General features: G+C 58.1%; 16 protein-coding genes. 13 read left to right on the top strand and 3 right to left on the bottom strand.

The window, feature by feature from the left end:
• The first annotated feature begins 16 nt into the window (after positions 1–16).
• A complete protein-coding gene (locus GT003_RS21445; protein ID WP_161701655.1) occupies positions 17–1,807 on the top strand; it encodes a M3 family oligoendopeptidase in 1,791 nt (596 codons plus the stop codon).
• 192 nt (positions 1,808–1,999) lie between these two features.
• Complete coding sequence (ndk, locus tag GT003_RS21440; protein WP_161701653.1) at positions 2,000–2,482, top strand: nucleoside-diphosphate kinase; 483 nt, start codon at positions 2,000–2,002, stop codon at positions 2,480–2,482.
• A 113-nt stretch (positions 2,483–2,595) separates the two neighbouring features.
• On the opposite strand, the gene GT003_RS21435 is transcribed toward ndk, so the two are convergent.
• On the bottom strand, positions 2,596–3,234 hold the full coding sequence (locus tag GT003_RS21435) for a nitroreductase family protein (RefSeq protein ID WP_161701651.1): 639 nt from the start codon (positions 3,232–3,234) through the stop codon (positions 2,596–2,598).
• Positions 3,235–3,536: 302 nt separating this feature from the next.
• Between GT003_RS21435 and GT003_RS21430 the strand changes: the two genes are divergently transcribed.
• From GT003_RS21430 to GT003_RS21385, 10 genes are read left to right on the top strand one after another with little or no spacing between them, the layout of a single operon-like run.
• Entirely contained in the window at positions 3,537–4,640 is a 1,104-nt protein-coding gene (locus GT003_RS21430) for an AAA family ATPase (RefSeq protein WP_161701649.1), read from the top strand.
• A gap of 13 nt (positions 4,641–4,653) precedes the next feature.
• Entirely contained in the window at positions 4,654–5,889 is a 1,236-nt protein-coding gene (locus GT003_RS21425) for a TadA family conjugal transfer-associated ATPase (protein ID WP_161701647.1), read from the top strand.
• Complete coding sequence (locus GT003_RS21420) at positions 5,886–6,722, top strand: type II secretion system F family protein (RefSeq protein ID WP_338045968.1); 837 nt, start codon at positions 5,886–5,888, stop codon at positions 6,720–6,722. The genes GT003_RS21425 and GT003_RS21420 overlap by 4 nt, the downstream gene beginning before the upstream one ends.
• Positions 6,723–6,735: 13 nt before the next feature.
• Positions 6,736–7,596, top strand: coding sequence for a type II secretion system F family protein (locus GT003_RS21415; RefSeq protein WP_161701645.1), 861 nt, complete (start codon positions 6,736–6,738; stop codon positions 7,594–7,596).
• Positions 7,597–7,633: 37 nt separating this feature from the next.
• Positions 7,634–7,822, top strand: coding sequence for a Flp1 family type IVb pilin (locus tag GT003_RS21410; protein ID WP_170312295.1), 189 nt, complete (start codon positions 7,634–7,636; stop codon positions 7,820–7,822).
• The gene (locus GT003_RS21405; RefSeq protein WP_161701643.1) at positions 7,815–8,519 is read left to right on the top strand and encodes a TadE/TadG family type IV pilus assembly protein; all 705 of its coding nucleotides are present in this window, start codon (positions 7,815–7,817) and stop codon (positions 8,517–8,519) included. The genes GT003_RS21410 and GT003_RS21405 overlap by 8 nt, the downstream gene beginning before the upstream one ends.
• Positions 8,520–8,578: 59 nt before the next feature.
• Positions 8,579–10,759, top strand: a complete 2,181-nt coding sequence (locus GT003_RS21400) for a hypothetical protein (RefSeq protein ID WP_161701641.1) — start codon at positions 8,579–8,581, stop codon at positions 10,757–10,759.
• Positions 10,722–11,774: a hypothetical protein gene (locus tag GT003_RS21395; protein WP_161701639.1), complete on the top strand. Its 1,053-nt coding sequence runs from the start codon at positions 10,722–10,724 to the stop codon at positions 11,772–11,774. Before GT003_RS21400 ends, GT003_RS21395 begins: the two co-directional genes overlap by 38 nt.
• Positions 11,767–12,285, top strand: a complete 519-nt coding sequence (locus GT003_RS21390; protein WP_161701637.1) for an A24 family peptidase — start codon at positions 11,767–11,769, stop codon at positions 12,283–12,285. Before GT003_RS21395 ends, GT003_RS21390 begins: the two co-directional genes overlap by 8 nt.
• Before the next feature lie 21 nt (positions 12,286–12,306).
• Entirely contained in the window at positions 12,307–13,899 is a 1,593-nt protein-coding gene (locus GT003_RS21385; protein ID WP_161701635.1) for a DUF6382 and FHA domain-containing protein, read from the top strand.
• Positions 13,900–13,909: 10 nt separating this feature from the next.
• On the opposite strand, the gene GT003_RS21380 is transcribed toward GT003_RS21385, so the two are convergent.
• Together GT003_RS21380 and GT003_RS21375 are read right to left on the bottom strand one after the other, a co-directional pair.
• Entirely contained in the window at positions 13,910–14,812 is a 903-nt protein-coding gene (locus tag GT003_RS21380) for a TIGR01777 family oxidoreductase (RefSeq protein ID WP_161701633.1), read from the bottom strand.
• Positions 14,813–14,875: 63 nt separating this feature from the next.
• Entirely contained in the window at positions 14,876–15,307 is a 432-nt protein-coding gene (locus tag GT003_RS21375) for a DUF2621 family protein (RefSeq protein ID WP_161701631.1), read from the bottom strand.
• Positions 15,308–15,525: 218 nt separating this feature from the next.
• On the opposite strand from GT003_RS21375, the gene GT003_RS21370 reads away from it, so the two are divergent.
• Positions 15,526–16,653, top strand: coding sequence for a deoxyribonuclease IV (locus GT003_RS21370; RefSeq protein ID WP_161701629.1), 1,128 nt, complete (start codon positions 15,526–15,528; stop codon positions 16,651–16,653).
• Positions 16,654–16,686 lie beyond the last annotated feature (33 nt).

The following is a 16,686-nucleotide window of genomic DNA, read 5'->3' as shown; positions in this document are numbered from 1 at the left end:
AGGAGATGACGACATAATGACAAATTATCCAATGACTTGGGACTTGGACGTAATTTACGAGGGCGGCTCGAATTCGGCGGCATTCCTGGCAGAGCTAGCCGGTATGGAGCGGGATATCGAATCGCTGACGGGAGAACTTGCGGCGCTGGCAGCAGGCGCGGCTCCGTCGGCGGAACAGTTGACGAACTGGACGGCCTCCGTGCAATCCATTCTGCTTCGAATTCGCCAGTCGGACTCGTTCGTGTCCTGCCTGCAGGCGCAGCAGATGAAGGACGCGGCCGCGAATGGCCTGAACGACCGGGTGAAGACGATGTCGGCCAAATTCAATGCGGCGCTGACGAGCTTTGACGAGAAGCTGCTTCGCACGGACGATGCTTCCTGGCAGGCATGGCTGCAATCCGCCGAAGCCGCTCCGGTTGCGTTCGTGCTGAACGAGCGCCGCGAAGCGTCGAAGGAAAAGCTTCCTCCCGAGCAGGAAGCGCTGGCTGGCGAACTGGCGGTCGACGGTTATCATGGCTGGGGAGATTTCTATAACACGATCGTCTCCCGCATTCGTTTCGATGCGACCGAAGAAGACGGTACCGTGAAGCAGCTTTCTGCCGGACAGATGTTCAACCGGCTCTCGAACAGCAACCGTTCCGTGCGAGAAGCGGCTTTTGCCGAGTGGGAACGCGTCTGGGGCGAGCAGGCCGATCTATGCGCGGACACGTTGAACCGGATTTCCGGTTTCCGCTTGAAGCTGTACGATAAGCGCGGCTGGAAATCGATACTGAAAGAACCGCTCGAAATCAACCGGATGAGCGAAGCGACGTTGAATGCGATGTGGTCCGCCGTTACGGAAGGCAAGCCGAAGCTGGTTCGTTATTTGGAACGAAAAGCGAAGCTGCTCGGGCTGAAGAAGCTCGACTGGCATGATGTCGCCGCGCCGCTCGGTCAGACGGAGAAGAAGGTTTCCTACGACGAGGCGGCGGCATTCATCAAGGAGCAGTTCGGCGCGTTCAGCCCGGACTTGGCCGATTTTACGGAAATGGCGTTCAAGGACGCCTGGATCGAGGCGGAAGACCGTCCCGGCAAACGCCCCGGCGGTTTCTGCACGGCGTTCCCGAAGAGCGAGCAGACGCGTATATTCATGACGTATTCCGGTACGCCGGACAACGTATCGACGCTGGCGCACGAGCTCGGCCACGCTTATCACCAGCATGTGATGAACGACCTGCCGCCGCTAGCGCAGGAATACGCGATGAACGTAGCGGAGACGGCCTCGACCTTCGCCGAAATGATCGTGGCGGATTCCGCGCTGGAAGCGGCGACGGAACGCGATGAGAAGCTGGCGCTGCTGGACGAGAAGCTGCAGAATGCGGTTGCTTTCTTCATGAATATCCACGCGCGCTTCCTGTTCGAGACGCGTTTCTACGAGAAACGCAGCGCAGGCATGGTCAGTCAAGAAGAGCTGAACGGACTGATGGAAGAAGCGCAGCGGGAGGCATTCAGCGGCGCGCTTGGCGAGCTGCACCCGCACTTCTGGGCGGCGAAGCTGCATTTTTACCTGACGGACGTTCCGTTCTATAACTTCCCGTATACGTTCGGCTACCTGTTCAGCGGCGGCATCTACGCCATCGCGAAGAAGGAAGGCGCGTCGTTCGCGGAGCGCTACGTCTCGCTCCTGCGGGATACGGGATTGATGACGGTGGAAGAGCTGGGCGAGAAGCATCTGGGCGTAAGGCTGGATCAGCCCGATTTCTGGCGGGAAGCGGTGGCGCTGCTGCTGGAAGACGTGGATGCGTTCTTGGCGCTGACGGAGGAATAGGTACGATCCCGGGAGAAAGAAGCGTAGAAGCGCAATTCGAAAAGGCGGAATACAGGAAGCGAGCCTGAATAAAATCTCCCGTCCGTGGAATACTGATGTTATAGGAACGGTGCGGCCCGAGAGGGCGTCTGCGCCGTTTTTCTGTCCAAACGGCAGAATGCATGGCAAGGTAACCACGGAAGGAGATTGGCTATGACGCGGCAGGAACAGACATTTGTCATGGTAAAACCGGATGGCGTGAGCAGGGGATTAATCGGTCCGATCATCACGCGGTTCGAGCAGAAGGGATTCAAGCTGGCGGCAATCGAATTGCTGCATATTGACCGCGCGCTGGCGGAGCAGCATTACGGCGACTTGAAAGCAAAACCGTTTTTCGGCGAGCTCGTCGATTATTTAACGTCCGGCCCGGTGTGCGCCATGATCTGGCAAGGCGAACATGCGGTCGAGAATGCGCGCGCGCTGATCGGCAAGACGAATCCCGTCGAGGCGTCGCCGGGAACGATTCGAGGCGACTTTGCGATGGATATCGCAGGCAATATCGTGCATGGATCCGATTCCCCGGCCAGCGCGGCAAGGGAGATCGGGCTGTTCTTCGGAAGGCATGCCGCCCCCCATTCGTTTGACCTGCTCGGCGTTAACCCGATCGATCATGGCGGCGAACATACGGTGCATTAGCATTTACTCTTCCCGTTCGATTCAGCGTATTGGCAGGACAATAAGAAAGCCCTCTCGGTCTCTGATGGAGAACGGAGGGCTTTTTGATATTTATAAGAGCATGGGTAACGAGATTAGAACGATTCGTTGATAACGAGCTTGCTAAGCGGCAGGCGAGCGGACGCATGCGCAGGAGCCGCGGCTTCGCCGAGCGCGATCATAACGACCGGGATATAACGCGAAGGAATGTTCAATGCTTGAACGAGTTTCTCTTTGTCGAAGCCGCCCATCGGAACGGTATCGTAGCCTTTCGCTTTGGCTGCGAGCATCAGCTGCATAGCTGCGAAAGCGGCATTCTTGTTCGCTTCGTCGCGCGCAACCTGTTCGAACGAATACGCGCCGTCGATTTGAGCGATCATCGAGTCTGCGACTTCTTTCGGCATATGGCCTGCTGCCACGGCGCCTTCGAAGATTTCGCGGCCCGTGATGTTGGCTTGCAGGTCGCCTAGGACGATGATGACAGCCGAAGCGTCGGACACTTGCTGCTGGCCGTATGCGATCGGCAGGATAAGATCTTTTTGCGCTTGTTCCTGTACGACCAGGAAGCGCCATTGCTGCAGGTTCCACGAGGAAGGAGCAGCTGCCGCGAGCTCAAGGATTTCGTTCAGGTCGGCTTCGGGAACGACTACGTCTTTCTTATATTTGCGTACGGAATTGCGGGCGCGCATGACTTGTTCCGCCGTCAAGGCAGCCGATGTATTGGTTGTGTTCATTATGAATTCTTCCTCTCCGTATGTGGGTAAAATGTAAAATTAAGTAACTCATTTTTTATGTCGTTACTAACCCAATTATATCTAACTTACAAATAACAAGCAACTAATAAGTTCGTAAGAGAGGCTTGAAATCATGTCGTAAGTTTGCGTGGAGAAGGGTTGACACCCTAAGACTTCCATGGTAAATTATGGTCAATTCAATAAAGTTTGCTTACGGAAGCACCGTAACTGCGCAGAACCTTGCGTCGTTATGGTGCTTTTTTGCGTTTCTCTCATCCTGAAGGAGTGTGGAATGGAGCATCATGAACAAACGAAATCTGGTTGTGGCGGTAAAGGAAAGCGCCTATATCGAGCGGTTGGCCGATTATATTCGTCATTCCGCTTTCGGCGAAAGCTGGCAGCTGACCGCATTCACGAACGCTGCGGCGCTCCGCGGTTTTATTCGCGGCGGCTATCCGGTCGATCTATTGGCTGCGCAGTCCGCGATGCTGGAGGAGGTTGGCGAGCTGCCGCAGACGATCTCGACGGCTGCATTCGTCGATTTTCGCGGGCAGTCCCGTCACGCGAATGAACTGCTGCAGTATCAGCCGCTGCCGCAATTGCTTCAAGCCTTCACCGCGTTGTACGCTGCCGGCGGCCATGCGCTTCCGAAGCCGGCGCTACGCGGGAAGGGACCTGCGGTTGCGGCTGTATACTCCGCATCGGGCGGTACGGGAAAGACCACGCTTGCCATGCAGCTGGCGAGGCATGCCAGCATATCGGGCGTCCAATCCTTTTATTTGAACCTCGAGCAGTGGAACGGTTCTTTGGCCTCGGAGGATGCGGCCGGGGGAGGCGATGATTTTGCCAGACTGCTGTATGCACTCCAATCGGAGCCTGGCAAAGGGGCTGCCGCCGTCTCGGCGCTGCGCCGAAGGCACCCTGCCCTGGGGATGGATATGTTCATGCCCTGCGACAATCCGGACGAGCGGTTGTCGCTAGGGGCAGAACAAGCTAAGCGTCTGATCGCCGCGATCGTGGACACCGGCGACTACGGCTTCGTCGTCGTTGATTTGGACAGCAGGCTGGACGCTCTGCATACCGCCGTGTTCGAGGCATGCGATACGATTCTATGGCTCGTGACGCCGGATGCCGCCAGCGGGCGCAAGAACGAGCTTGCGATGCGATATGCCGACCGTAAATTCGGTCAAGCCTTCCGCGATCAGCAGCCGAAATTCCGCTTCGTCCAGAAGGGCTCCTTGCCGCATCGGACGGACATGCAGGGAGGAAGCTCCCCGCGGTTCGACGCGCAGCTTCCTTACGTGGAGGAATGGGCGGGCGGCGATCATTTGAATGCGGCCGGCGCGATGGTTCCCCATTACAGGGGCGCCGTGGACGGCCTGGTTCGCAAGCTCGGCATTTTGTAAGGAGGCGTGGATCATGCATGAAGAAACGGTGCAGCTGTTGAAGGAGCGCATTCGGGGCCAGCTGGAATTGGACAGCTCCTTAACCGACGGCGAACTGACGGCCAAGATCGAACGCGTCGTTTTCGGTTGGTGCGCGGAGCATCCCCTGCCGGCGGGGGAGAAAATCCAATTGGTCCGCCGGCTGTTTCACGCCTTCCGCGGTCTCGATCTCATTCAACCCTTAATGGACGATCCCACCGTGACGGAGATCATGATTAACGGTCATGAAGAGCTGTTCGTCGAGCGGGGCGGCCAGCTGATGCGCCTCCCGTTCGGTTTTGAAAGCCGGGAGCGGCTGGAGGATTTAATCCAATCGGTCGTGGCCGGCGTGAACCGGGTCGTGAACGAATCGTCGCCCATCGTGGACGCCCGCCTGAAAGACGGATCGCGCGTTCATATCGTGCTGCCGCCGATCGCGCTGAAAGGGCCGACGATGACGATTCGGAAATTTCCGGACAAGCCGCTTCTGATGCAGGATCTGATCAAGCTCGAGGTGCTTCCGGACGAGGCGGCCGCGCTGTTGGAGAAGCTCGTTCGGGCGAAATACAACATCTTCATCAGCGGCGGGACAGGCTCCGGAAAAACGACGCTTCTCAATGCGCTGTCCCAATTTATCCCCGACGATGAACGAATCGTCACGATCGAGGATGCCGCGGAACTGCAGATCGTGTCCGTGCCCAACCTCGTTACGATGGAGACGCGCAATGCCAACACCGAGGGCAAAGGGGCTATATCCATGCGCGAGCTGATCCGGGCTTCGCTGCGGATGAGGCCGAATCGAATTATCGTCGGGGAGGTGCGGGGCGGGGAGGCGATCGATATGCTGCAAGCCATGAATACGGGGCATGACGGCAGCTTGTCCACGGGGCATTCCAACAGTGCCCGTGATATGATCGCGCGCCTCGAGACGATGGCGCTAAGCGGCGCCGAGCTTCCGGTAGCGGTCATTCGGCAGCAGATCGCTTCCGCGATCGACATCATCGTACATGTAGCAAGGTTGCGCGACCGATCGCGCCGCGTCACGGAAATTTGCGAGGTGACCGGCGTCGTGAACGGCGAAGTAACACTCCAGTCGTTGTATCGGTTCGAAGAGGAAGGCGAGCGGGACGGCCGCTTCGGCGGTTTGAAGCGCGCCGGCAATGAGCTGCAGCGAGCCTGGAAGCTGAGAATGGCAGGCATATCCGATGTTTGGGGAGGCAAAGGCGCGTGAAACGGCATGGACGGGAGAAGAAAGATTGGGCAGAATGGCTCGCTTGGCCGGATTCTGCGGCGGCAAGAGCGGGCGTCCATGCCGCAGACGGCTTGATTCATTATTCGGAATACAGGCTGGACGGGCGGCAATTCATGACGTCGGGCGTGATCGGCGGGGGCATCGCGTTTACCGCAGCCTACTTGTTCTACCGTTCGGTGCCGGCTGCGCTGTTATTGTCCGCTGCCGGAATCGTCGTCCCCCGGCTGTACCGCAAATTCCTGCTGGAGCGGCGAAAGCAGCGTCTAGCGCAGCAGTTCAAGGAGGCGCTCTATTCCATCGCTTCCTCGCTGGCGGCAGGCCGATCCGTCGAGAATGCGTTTCTGACGGCGCAGGAGGACTTGAAGCTACTTTATCCCAGCCCGAATACGGAAATTATTATCGAATTCGAAATCGTTGCGGCTCGTTTAGGGTACGGGGAGCCGCTGGAGCACGCGCTGAACGATTTCAGCCGGAGAGCTCGCATTGACGACATTTCGCAGTTCGCCGACGTCTTTACGACGTGCAAGCGATCAGGCGGAGATATGGTGGACGTCATTCGCCGCACGTCCCAAATGATAGGAGAGAAGCTCGAGGTGCAGCAGGAAATCGCGGTCATGGTCGCTCAGAAGCGATTCGAATCCCGGATCATGATGGCCGTTCCGTTCATCTTTTTGGCTTTTCTCAGCATCTCCGCCCCGGACTATATGAAGCCGTTGTACAGCGGTGCCGGATATTTCCTGCTGACCGGCGCGCTGCTCGCTCTCGGTTTCTGTTACATGCTCATGTCCAAAATCATGAAAATCCGACTATAAGGAGTGGTTGCCGATGATTCTTGCTTGGGCAGCGGGGCTGCTGCTGACGGCCGTATGGTGCTTCGCGCTGTATTTGAGCGAGCGCGATCGCATGAAGGGAAGCCGGAGCGAGCCCAAGGAGCGTCTGCTTGCGGCGCCGTTCAAGGCGCTGCTTCATCGGAGCGGGCTGCTGGATCGGTTTCAGCCGCTCGCTGCGGGCTTGCATGGAAGACTGCTCCTACTGAATGGAAGCACGTGGTCCGCCGAAGCCAGCCGCGGATTCATTGCCGAAGCAGTAGGGTTCGGCTTCCTGGCGATGTGGTCGGGCGCTTGGCTGGGCGTGCTCAGCGGAGAACCGCTGCTGTTCAGCCTCGGGCTGCTCCTCGGCATCGTCGTTCCGGCGGCGAAATGGAAGGATGTCGCCGGGCAAGTCACGCGCCGGAAACAGGACATCGTGCTGCTGCTGCCGGAGGTGCTGGGTAAATTAATGCTCCTGCTCGGTGCGGGCGAGACGCTGCAGCGTGCCTTGGTACGCTGCGCGGAGCGCAGCGACGAGGAGGGGCAGCATCCGCTGCTGCTCGAGCTGCGGCGAGTGAATGAATCCGTCCGCAACGGAGAATCATTCGCCGCGGCGATGGAGGTTTTCAGCCGGCGCTGCGGCGTGCAGGAAGTATCCGTCTTCACGACGACGCTGCTGCTAAATTACAGGCGCGGCGGAGACCGGCTGGTGCTATCGCTGAAGGAACTGTCGTATTCGCTGTGGGAGAAGCGCAAGGCCGTCGTTCGGGCAAGGGGGGAGGAAGCGTCCTCGAAGCTTGTGTTTCCGCTCGTCGGTATCTTTTTTGTCCTCATGGTGCTTGTCGCATCGCCGGCTATTCTGATGATGCGCGGATAGCGGAACAGGAAAACACTCATATAGGGAGAGGATTATATTGTTGACGTGGAATCGGGCGGTTCGGAATTTTTGGAAGGACGAGGAAGGCCTGGGCACGCTGGAAGTCGTGCTCATCATTGCCGTTGTCATTATACTTGCGCTTCTATTCAAGGACTGGATCATAGATTTGCTCAAAAATTTAATGGGCAGCGCGGACGAGAAGGCGAACGAAATTTTCGATGAGTAGACCGGGTCGTTGGATAGCCGCTCTCGCGAAACGGGAGGACGGCAGCTTCACGCTGGAGGCGAGCATGGTGTTTCCCGTGCTGTTCCTGGCCTTGATCGCGCTTCTTATGCTGAGCATGTATACCTATCAGACAGTCGTTATCTATCATACGGCTTCGAAGACGGCGGAGCGTACGGCCTTTCGCTGGGATAACAGCGCCCGCGACCCGGTCAGCGGCATCGGTCCGACCGGACAATACGACGGTTTGTATTGGCGAATGGCGGATAACGGCGCGCTGAAGACGCTGTTCGATTTTGGAGGAGAAGGAGAAGGCGGAGGCGGAGGCGGAGTCAGCATGGTCATCGGTACTGACTTGGAGGAAAGCGGAGAGGAGCGTTCATTGCCGGAGCACAAAATGAGCAGCGAATCCGGAAGAATCGGCACCCCGTTTGAAGGGGAGGTGCGGTATTACGGCACCATAGAGAAGCGGGTCGAGCTCAAGCTGCGCCAGCCGCTATCCATTCCTCTGCTCGATAGCCTCCTTGGGCATTCAGAGCCGATGACGAAAGGTTCGGCTTCCATCGTCGATCCGGTCGAGCTGATCCGGAACGTCGATTTGGTACGCTATTACGCCGCCAAGTTCAAAGGCGGGCCGAATGGCGATCAACGCAAGCAGGCGCAAGTTATTTTGGGTGATCGGCAGGCATCCAAATCATGATCCGGAAGCGCCGCTTTCGAGGGTATGGACGCCGGCTGCCGAGGAATCTCCGGTTAAGCTTGTCGTTTTGGCGCGGGGCGGATGGCGCGGTATCGCTGTATCTGATCGTTTCGACGGCAGCGATGCTGCTATTCACCTCCCTGCTGGTCGATTATGCTCGGATCGCCGCATTCGACAAACAGACCGAATTGGCCGCGCAATCCGGTATTCGTTCGGCGCTGTCCGCCTATGATCAGTCGCTGTACGAGCGATACGGACTGTTCGGCGCGGGCGGCTCGGATCGCGGCGAGCTGTTCGCGCAGGCTGCCGAGCATAATTGGCTGGACGGCGACGTCAATCATTTTCAATGGCTTCGCATTCAGCGGGAGGCTTCGCATGTGGATACCGAGGAAGTGCTCGGGAATCAGGTCGTATTTACCCGTCAAGTACTGGAAGAAATGAAATATAAAGCGCCGATCGATTTCACGATGGAGATCGTATCGCGGTTCGCGCCTATGAGCGCCGCGATGAAGGAGGCTTCCGCGACGATCGGAGGGCTCGAGGACATCAAGCGGCTATATGAAGATCGCGAGGAGCATCTCGAACGAGCGTCCGAGCTTCAGAAGGAAGCAGCCGCACGGGTTTCCGAGCTGAGCGGGGCGCTGTCGGCAGCCTCCGGCATCGTTGACGGATACGGCGCTTACGAAAGCTGGCGCGCCGAGGATGCAGGGCTCGAAGAAGACGAGAAGCCGAAGCATGCGGAAGACATCGCCTCCTATTCGGTCCGTTCGCAAGGCGATGCGGCTGCCGTGCTGAGCGCCGCGGATAGCGGACTGGAACAACATGCGGACGATACGGCGAAAGCCTTATCCGAGCTGATGGCAGCAGAGCAATCGAATGCCGCGATCGCAGCCGCAGCCGAACGCATGCGCCAGTCGCAGGAAACAAGCGGGTACGACAAGCTATCGGACGCGAACGTTGCCGGGAAGGACAGTACGTCCATGACTGCGGAGGAACTGTCCCAGTACGGACAGACAAGGGCCTCCGCCGAAGGGCTCGTTCTGGACGAGGCTTGGTTCGCCGACTATCGCCGAGAACTGAATGAGCAGTTGAGTGCGTACCGAAGCATCCGGGCCGATTCGGCCGCTTTCCAGTCCGTTGTCCGGTCGGCCGTCTCATCGACAGGCATGGCTGCTGGTCTCAACGAGGCTTGGTCGGACTTGAACGGCACTGTCCATCGTTATGAGGCAGGCTATTCCGTTTCCGGAACGGTCATGCAGGCGAGGAAGAACGAATTCCAGCGCAGGCATGCTCATGATGCAGAGCGCAAATCCAATGAAGCCGCGGCCAAGACCAAATGGTCCGAAGTGAAGTCGATGCTCGGCGGCCTGCAGTCCGACCCTGGTCAAGCGGAGCAGAAGCAAGCTTTCGAAGAGGTGAAGCGGCTGGCTGCGGACAATTTAAGGTTTAATCAGGCGGCCGGCGAAGAGACGGGCAGCAGTCCTGATGCCGGACGCGCGGACGATGCCGGAGATGAGGCCAAGTCCGCCTTGACATCCATGGGCACGATGTTCGGCGGCATGGCCGAGCTTCTGGAAGGGATTCGCGATCCGCTTTATGTCAACGAGTACGTCGTTCATCGCTTTCGCAGCTTCGATCCCACGAAGCTTCGCGGGATGATATCCGATGGCGGTCAAGGCGATCGGGCGTCGTTCTCGAAGGCGCTAGCCCTAGAGAACCAGGAGGTGGAGTACATCCTCTACGGGTTTCATGAGCCGGGCGCCAATATCGCGGCCGCAGTCGGCGAGATCTTCGCGGCTCGGCTGGCCGTTCGTACGATGGAAGGGCTAATCGCATGCAGGGCGCTTGGGCATCCGCTGCTCATACTGTCGGCGGCCGTGCTGTACGGGCTGGAGAAGGCGATCGCGGACATGGCCGTTCTCTCGGAGAAAGGGAAGGTACAGCTCTCGAAATACGTTCCGTCCGAATTGACTTATGCGGACTACCTGCGCGTCTTTCTCATTCTTCACGGCAGCGGCGGCCAAGCGAGGAACTCCCGCATCATTGCCGTCATCGAGCGTAATACGGGTGCCGATCTATCCATGGCGGCCACGGGCCTGTCCGGCGAAATGACTTCCTCGGTCAATTTATGGTTCCTGCCGGGGCTGATGAGGACCTTTACGGCAGCGGGCATTTTGAATGGAAAGGTAAAGGACGGCCGTTATGAGAAAACGCAGACGATCGGCAGCTCTTACGGATGAACAGGGCGAACGAGGCAGCATAGCGCTCGAAGCGAGTTTAGTGCTGCCTGTCGTGCTCATGGTGGTTATCTTCTTCATTATGCTGATCAAATTGAGCGCGGCGCAGATGGCGCTGCATGGCGCAGTCTCGCAAACGGTCAGGCTGGCGGCTGCCAATATTCACCCGATCGACCTCGCCGTCAGAGAAAGTTTGAGGGACGATGGCGATGCATCGGAATTGCCCGATGAAGGGGGAGCGGCGAACGAAGGATCGGCGGCATCGTCCGGCGAGTCGCAGGCCGTAGCAGATCGTGCAGCAGCTCAAGAACCATCGGCAGCAGTTCGGTTTCTGGCGGACAAGCTGGAAGGCTGGCTGCCTCCGCCTTCGGGCCCTTTATTGGCAGCCGCGCTGCGAGGGGATTGGAAAACGATTCAGGATACCGCTGCCGCGGAGGTTGGCCGTTCCATTATCGAGCCGATGCTCCGCCACGAAGCGGATACGGCCATTCTCGATCCCGAGCGCCTAAGGCTCAGCAAGATTTCGCTGCCCGACTTGAAGGGGCGAAGCGACTTGTTCCTGTCCATGGAAGTCGAATATGCGTTCAAGCTCGGCTTCCCCTTTACGCGCAAAACGGTCGTTCTTACGGAAAGGGCAGAGGAGCGGGTATGGACGCCTGACAGCATTCCTTCGCAAAGGACGGGGAGCGCTTCGGATTCCGAGCATGCTCCGATCCAAATCGTACTGGTGGAGCCGTCTCCCGTAAGACCGGGAAACAAAGCGCGGGTTGTCGTGAAGACGAGTCCAGGGCGCAGCCTGTCCATCCAGGTCCATTATAAGAGCGGGCAAAGCACGGCCAAACATTTGGGAGACACGGTTACCGACGACGAAGGCATGGCGGAGTGGACATGGCTCGTGTCGGGCAATACGACCCCGGGCAAATGGGAAATCGTTGTAACGGCAGAGGACGGAACGTCAGCGGCCAAGCATTTTAACGTGCGGAAGAAACAGAGCGAAGGGGAAGGATCGAATGGATAGCATGGTCACCTGCATCATGGCAGGCTTGTTCGTCATCGCTGCGTTTGTCAGCGACATTCGGAGTATGACCATTCCGAACAGGCTGAACCTTGCGTTTCTGGCGGCAGGCGCCGCCTATCATCTGCTGGCAGGCGGTTTCGCCGGGGGAACGCAGGCTTTGGCTGGTTTCGCGGCAGGCTTGGTGCCGTTGCTGCTGCTCTACCTGCTCAAAGGAATCGGAGCCGGGGACGTCAAGTTTTTCGCATCATTAGGTACTGTTGTGGGTATGGCCGCTGTTTTGCAAATCTTCATGTACGCGGTTCTGTACGGTGGGTTAATGGGTCTGATCATGCTGTTCGTCAATCGTTCGTTCGGCAGGCGAATCCTGTTTGGGGCGGCATCCGTGATCGTAGCCGAATCGCGGCTTCGCGCTTGGGAAGCGAGCTTCGCGGATGGCGGAAGCCTGAGGTTTCCGTTCATGATCGCCGTCGTGCCGGGAGCTCTAACGGCATGGTACATGATGGCTTTGTAACTTTGAAAGGAGGAAACAACCATGCTTCTAGATGAACTTCAGGTCGATTTCGCCATGAAACGCGGCCATGAAATGATCGTGGACTTGAAGTCCGGGATGAAACGCGAACAGCTGGACGGCATCGAAATCCAAATGCTCCAAGGGCAGCGCATTCCGAAACATCTGCCCGTGGAGTGGATCGACATTGACGGTGAAATCACGTTCCGTTATCCGCTCGGCGGTAAACGAATGCTCATGCATCGTCTTCAGACCCAGCGCATGACGATGTTCGACTTCTACACGCTGCTGCTGGCCGTGGTCGAAGCGCTGGATGACTGCAGGCATTACATGCTCCGCGCGGAGTGCTTCCTGCTGCATGAGCAGTATATATTCATCGGGGAGAATTGGGATGAAGCGATGCTTGCTTACGTTCCTTTAAGCGGTAAGGAAGTCGTCACCTCCGCGGGTGAAGCCGTGCTGGCCATGGCCATTCGCTGGGTAGCCGCAATCGAAGAGCCCGATGGGGTCGGTTTGCAGCAGGTGTTTCAGCATCTGCACGCCGAACGGGCTGCTTGGGAGAGGCTTAGACAGACGCTGCTAGCCCTTATCGGTGCAAGCACCTCGGGATTGCAAAGGAATGCCGTCCAAAGCACGAAAAATAAGGAAACGGTTGAAGGATCGCATTTCGCTGCTTCTCGAGAGCCGAAGCTGGAGAAGGCTGCCTTCGATTCTCCGCCTGCGCGTGCAAACAACGTCTTCGAGAGCCAGCCGGCCGATTCGCCTTGGATAAGCGCAAGCGGGCGGGATCGGAAGGAAAAAGCCGAAGAAGTCGATCTGCCCTTCGACGAGCTTCCCGAGAAACGGCCGTCATCCACGATGGGATGGATCGTCGGAGCGGGGTGGGTTCTCTTTGCAGCCGTCGTGTGGCGATTTATCTATCTCGGTTCTCCGTCCCAATCGAAGCTGCTCCTGTGCGCAGGATTGTCGCTCATGGCAGGGGCAGCCGCTCTGATCGCGTTACGCCGTATTCGCGGTGCTTCGGAGTCGGAGGAGGAGGAAGAAGATAAGCGCTGGTCGGCGGAGGATGCGTTTGTACCCAATTCGCTCGTACTGGGGGCAGATGCCGCTATGGCGCATCCCTTCCAAAGGACGAATGCGGCGGCAGCGATCAGAGTCGCCGTACCGATTCCGCTAGGGAGCGAGGCGAGGCAGGCCGCACCCGTGAGCAGCCCTCCGGTCAAGCCGATCGTTTATCATTCTTCCGCGGCCAATGATGCGACGGTTATGCTAGGCGATGCTGCCAAGGCGTCGCAAGCGGACGAGCGGCAGCACCCATGGTTGGAACGGCAATCGGAGGGACGGGCGGAGAGGATCGCCCTGGAACGGCTGCAATTTATGATCGGCAGATCCAGCGAAGGGACGAATTACACGGACCAGGCGTCCGGTATTTCCAGAGCCCATCTCGAGCTGTCGGGCAGCGAGGGCGGCTGGTCGGTGAAGGACATGGGCTCGCGCAACGGCAGCACGCTCAATGGCAGTGCGATGATCCCGTACAAGTCGTATGCGTTAGGCGATTCCGACAAACTTCAACTCGCAGGCGAGCAGGGACCGATCTATGTTTTTCGAGCGGGTTAACGTCAGCAGGTTATCGGCCATTCCCGAGCAATTGGCGCAATGCGGAAGCGATGTCTGCGTAACGGAACGTAAATCCATGCTTCAGCGCTTTGCGGGGAACGGCTCGCGACCCTTCGAGCAGCAGGAAGGACAGCTCGCCGAGGACCGTCTTCAGCAGGAAGGCCGGCAGCGGAAACCAATGCGGCCTTCCGGCAGCCTTGCCGACGGCGCGACCGAAATCGTCGTTGGTCAGCGGCTCGGGCGCGGAGGCATTGACGGGACCTTCAATCTCGGGATTATCGATGCAGAACAGAATCAATCGGACCATGTCGTCTTCGTGAATCCAAGGGATCCATTGCTTTCCGGTGCCGATTCTGCCGCCGGCGAACAGTCGGTAAGGCAGCAGCATGGCCGGAAAAGCGCCGCCTTTCATGCCAAGCACGAGGCCGACGCGGAGTTTAACAAGCCTTTGCGCCGGAATGCGGTCAGCGGCTGCCTCCCATTGGACGACGACGGAAGAGAGATAGTCCGTGCCGCGAACATCGCTTTCTTCATCGTGGGCGATGCTAGCGTCGGTGCCGTAGATCGAGATGCCCGAAGCGTTGACGACAACCTCGGGTTTATTCGTCAATGCGGCAATGGCGGCTCCGACCGCGTAAGCGGCATCCAGACGGGATTGCAGAATTGCATGCTTCCCTGCTTCGTTCCAGCGCCGGTTGATGGATTCTCCGGCTAGATTCACGATCGCTCCGAATCCCTCCAGCGCGGAAGGCGACTCGGCCAGCTCTGACCAGGTTACATAGCGGAGCTTGGGCCCGCCTGTCCGTTGTCCTGCCGAGCGGGTGATGACGGCAACCTCGTCTCCTCGATCAAGCAATGCTTGTACCAGCAGGCTGCCCACATAGCCCGTTCCTCCCGTTACCGCCACTTTCATTGCCCATTCCTCCTCGATTCCAATTGCTTCCATGGTACAACAAAAGCCGCCTTGAGAGGCGGCTTATTTATTCAATAAATGCGCATAGGGTTTGTAATCGATTTGTTCCCGCTCCAGGAAGGAAACCAAGCTCCGGTAATCGCGCTTCGGCGTTGCCAGAATATAGCCTTCAATGCAGTGGCTGCGAGAGACTTCGGTCGAGCCGCCCTCAACCGCCACCTGCGCGATCTTGGCCGCGATCGAATGTCTCGCGATATCGCGGAAGGCGCTTGGAACCGGCGCCACGAGCTTCTCCAGAAAAGCCTTGGAGTCTTCGGGCCACATGCCGCGGCTGCGCTCTACCCAATAGTTCTGCCAATCCAGCTTGGATTTGCCGTCCCGTTTGGGAAGAACCTTCAGAAATTTGCGGAACATGAAGTACCCGCCGATCGACATGAAGACAATCATGACAACCGCCCAAAATACGATAAAATACATGAACCAATTCGGAGCCATCGCTAGCGTTCACCTCTTGCCGCACATTATGCCGTGAATTTCGGATAAATCGTACTTCATTATAAGCCATGTCCTGCCTTTCTCGCAACAAAGGCAAATTCCGGAACCTAGATTTATTTCGCCATTCCTTGTAAAATAGGAAGGACAAGCGTTTAATCCGGGAGATCGCTGCAGACGCAGGGTTCCGCCCGTATAAACGAAAGGAGCGAAATTCGTCCATGTTGAAAATCGGATCGCATGTTTCATTTTCTGATAAAGGGCTGCTCACCGCAGCGAATGAGGCCGTTACTTACGGTTCCAGCTCGTTCATGATTTATACCGGCGCGCCGCAGAATACGCGCCGCAAGCCGATGGAAGACCTGTACATTCCGGAAGGCAAGGCAGCGATGAGCGAAGCGGGGATCGACGAAATCGTCGTGCATGCTCCCTATATCGTGAATCTCGGTTCCTATAAAGACGACACGTTTGAGCTCGCCGTCCGATTCCTGCAAGAGGAAATTCGCCGCACGGACGCAATCGGCGTTCGCAACATCGTGCTCCACCCCGGCGCCTATACGGACAAGGACGCCGAATACGGCATCGCACGGATCGCCGAAGGCCTGAACGAAGTGCTGAACGGCACGAAAGAAACGAACGTGAACATCGCGCTCGAAACGATGGCCGGCAAAGGAACGGAGATCGGCCGCAGCTTCGACGAAATCGCTTCGATTATTGACAAGGTCGCTTCCAACGATCGGTTGACCGTCTGCATGGATACCTGCCATATGCACGATGCCGGCTATGATCTGGTCAACGACGTGGACGGCGTGCTGAACGAATTCGACCGGATCGTCGGTCTGAACCGCGTCGCGGTCGTGCACGTCAACGACAGCAAGAACCCTCGCGGCGCCGGCAAGGACCGCCACGCTCCGATCGGCGCGGGCTGGATCGGCCATGACGCGATCCGCGGCATCGTGCACCACGAGGCCCTCAAAGGACGTCCGTTCATTCTCGAGACGCCATGGATCGGCCAAGAGGACAAGACGCAGCGTCCGATGTACGAAGCGGAAATCGCGCTGCTTCGAGGCGATGCGGCCAGCCGTTTCGGCGGTCAATTCATGGAGGACGTCGAACGCCTGCACCACTTCTTCGGCAAACAGGACATCGACCACCGCGAGTTCGTATTGAACGTGTGGGACGTGCTGAAGAACGATGCCAAAGCGAAGAAGGCCGATCCTCGCGAACCGATGGATCGTCTGTACGACCTCGTGGCCGAGCACCGCGTGCTGCCCGATCTATCCGAAGAGGCAGTCAACCAGCGCATCACGGCTTGGTTCGCGGGCAAGACGCTGCTCGTAAACGCGTAATGCGCATGCCGGCTTCGGCCGGCACATTTAATT

It is taken from the genome of Paenibacillus sacheonensis, from assembly GCF_009909195.1.
Classification (GTDB): domain Bacteria; phylum Bacillota; class Bacilli; order Paenibacillales; family Paenibacillaceae; genus Paenibacillus_Z; species Paenibacillus_Z sacheonensis.
The sequence above is the reverse complement of the archived record's forward strand: the minus strand, read 5'-3'. Positions and strand labels throughout refer to the sequence as shown.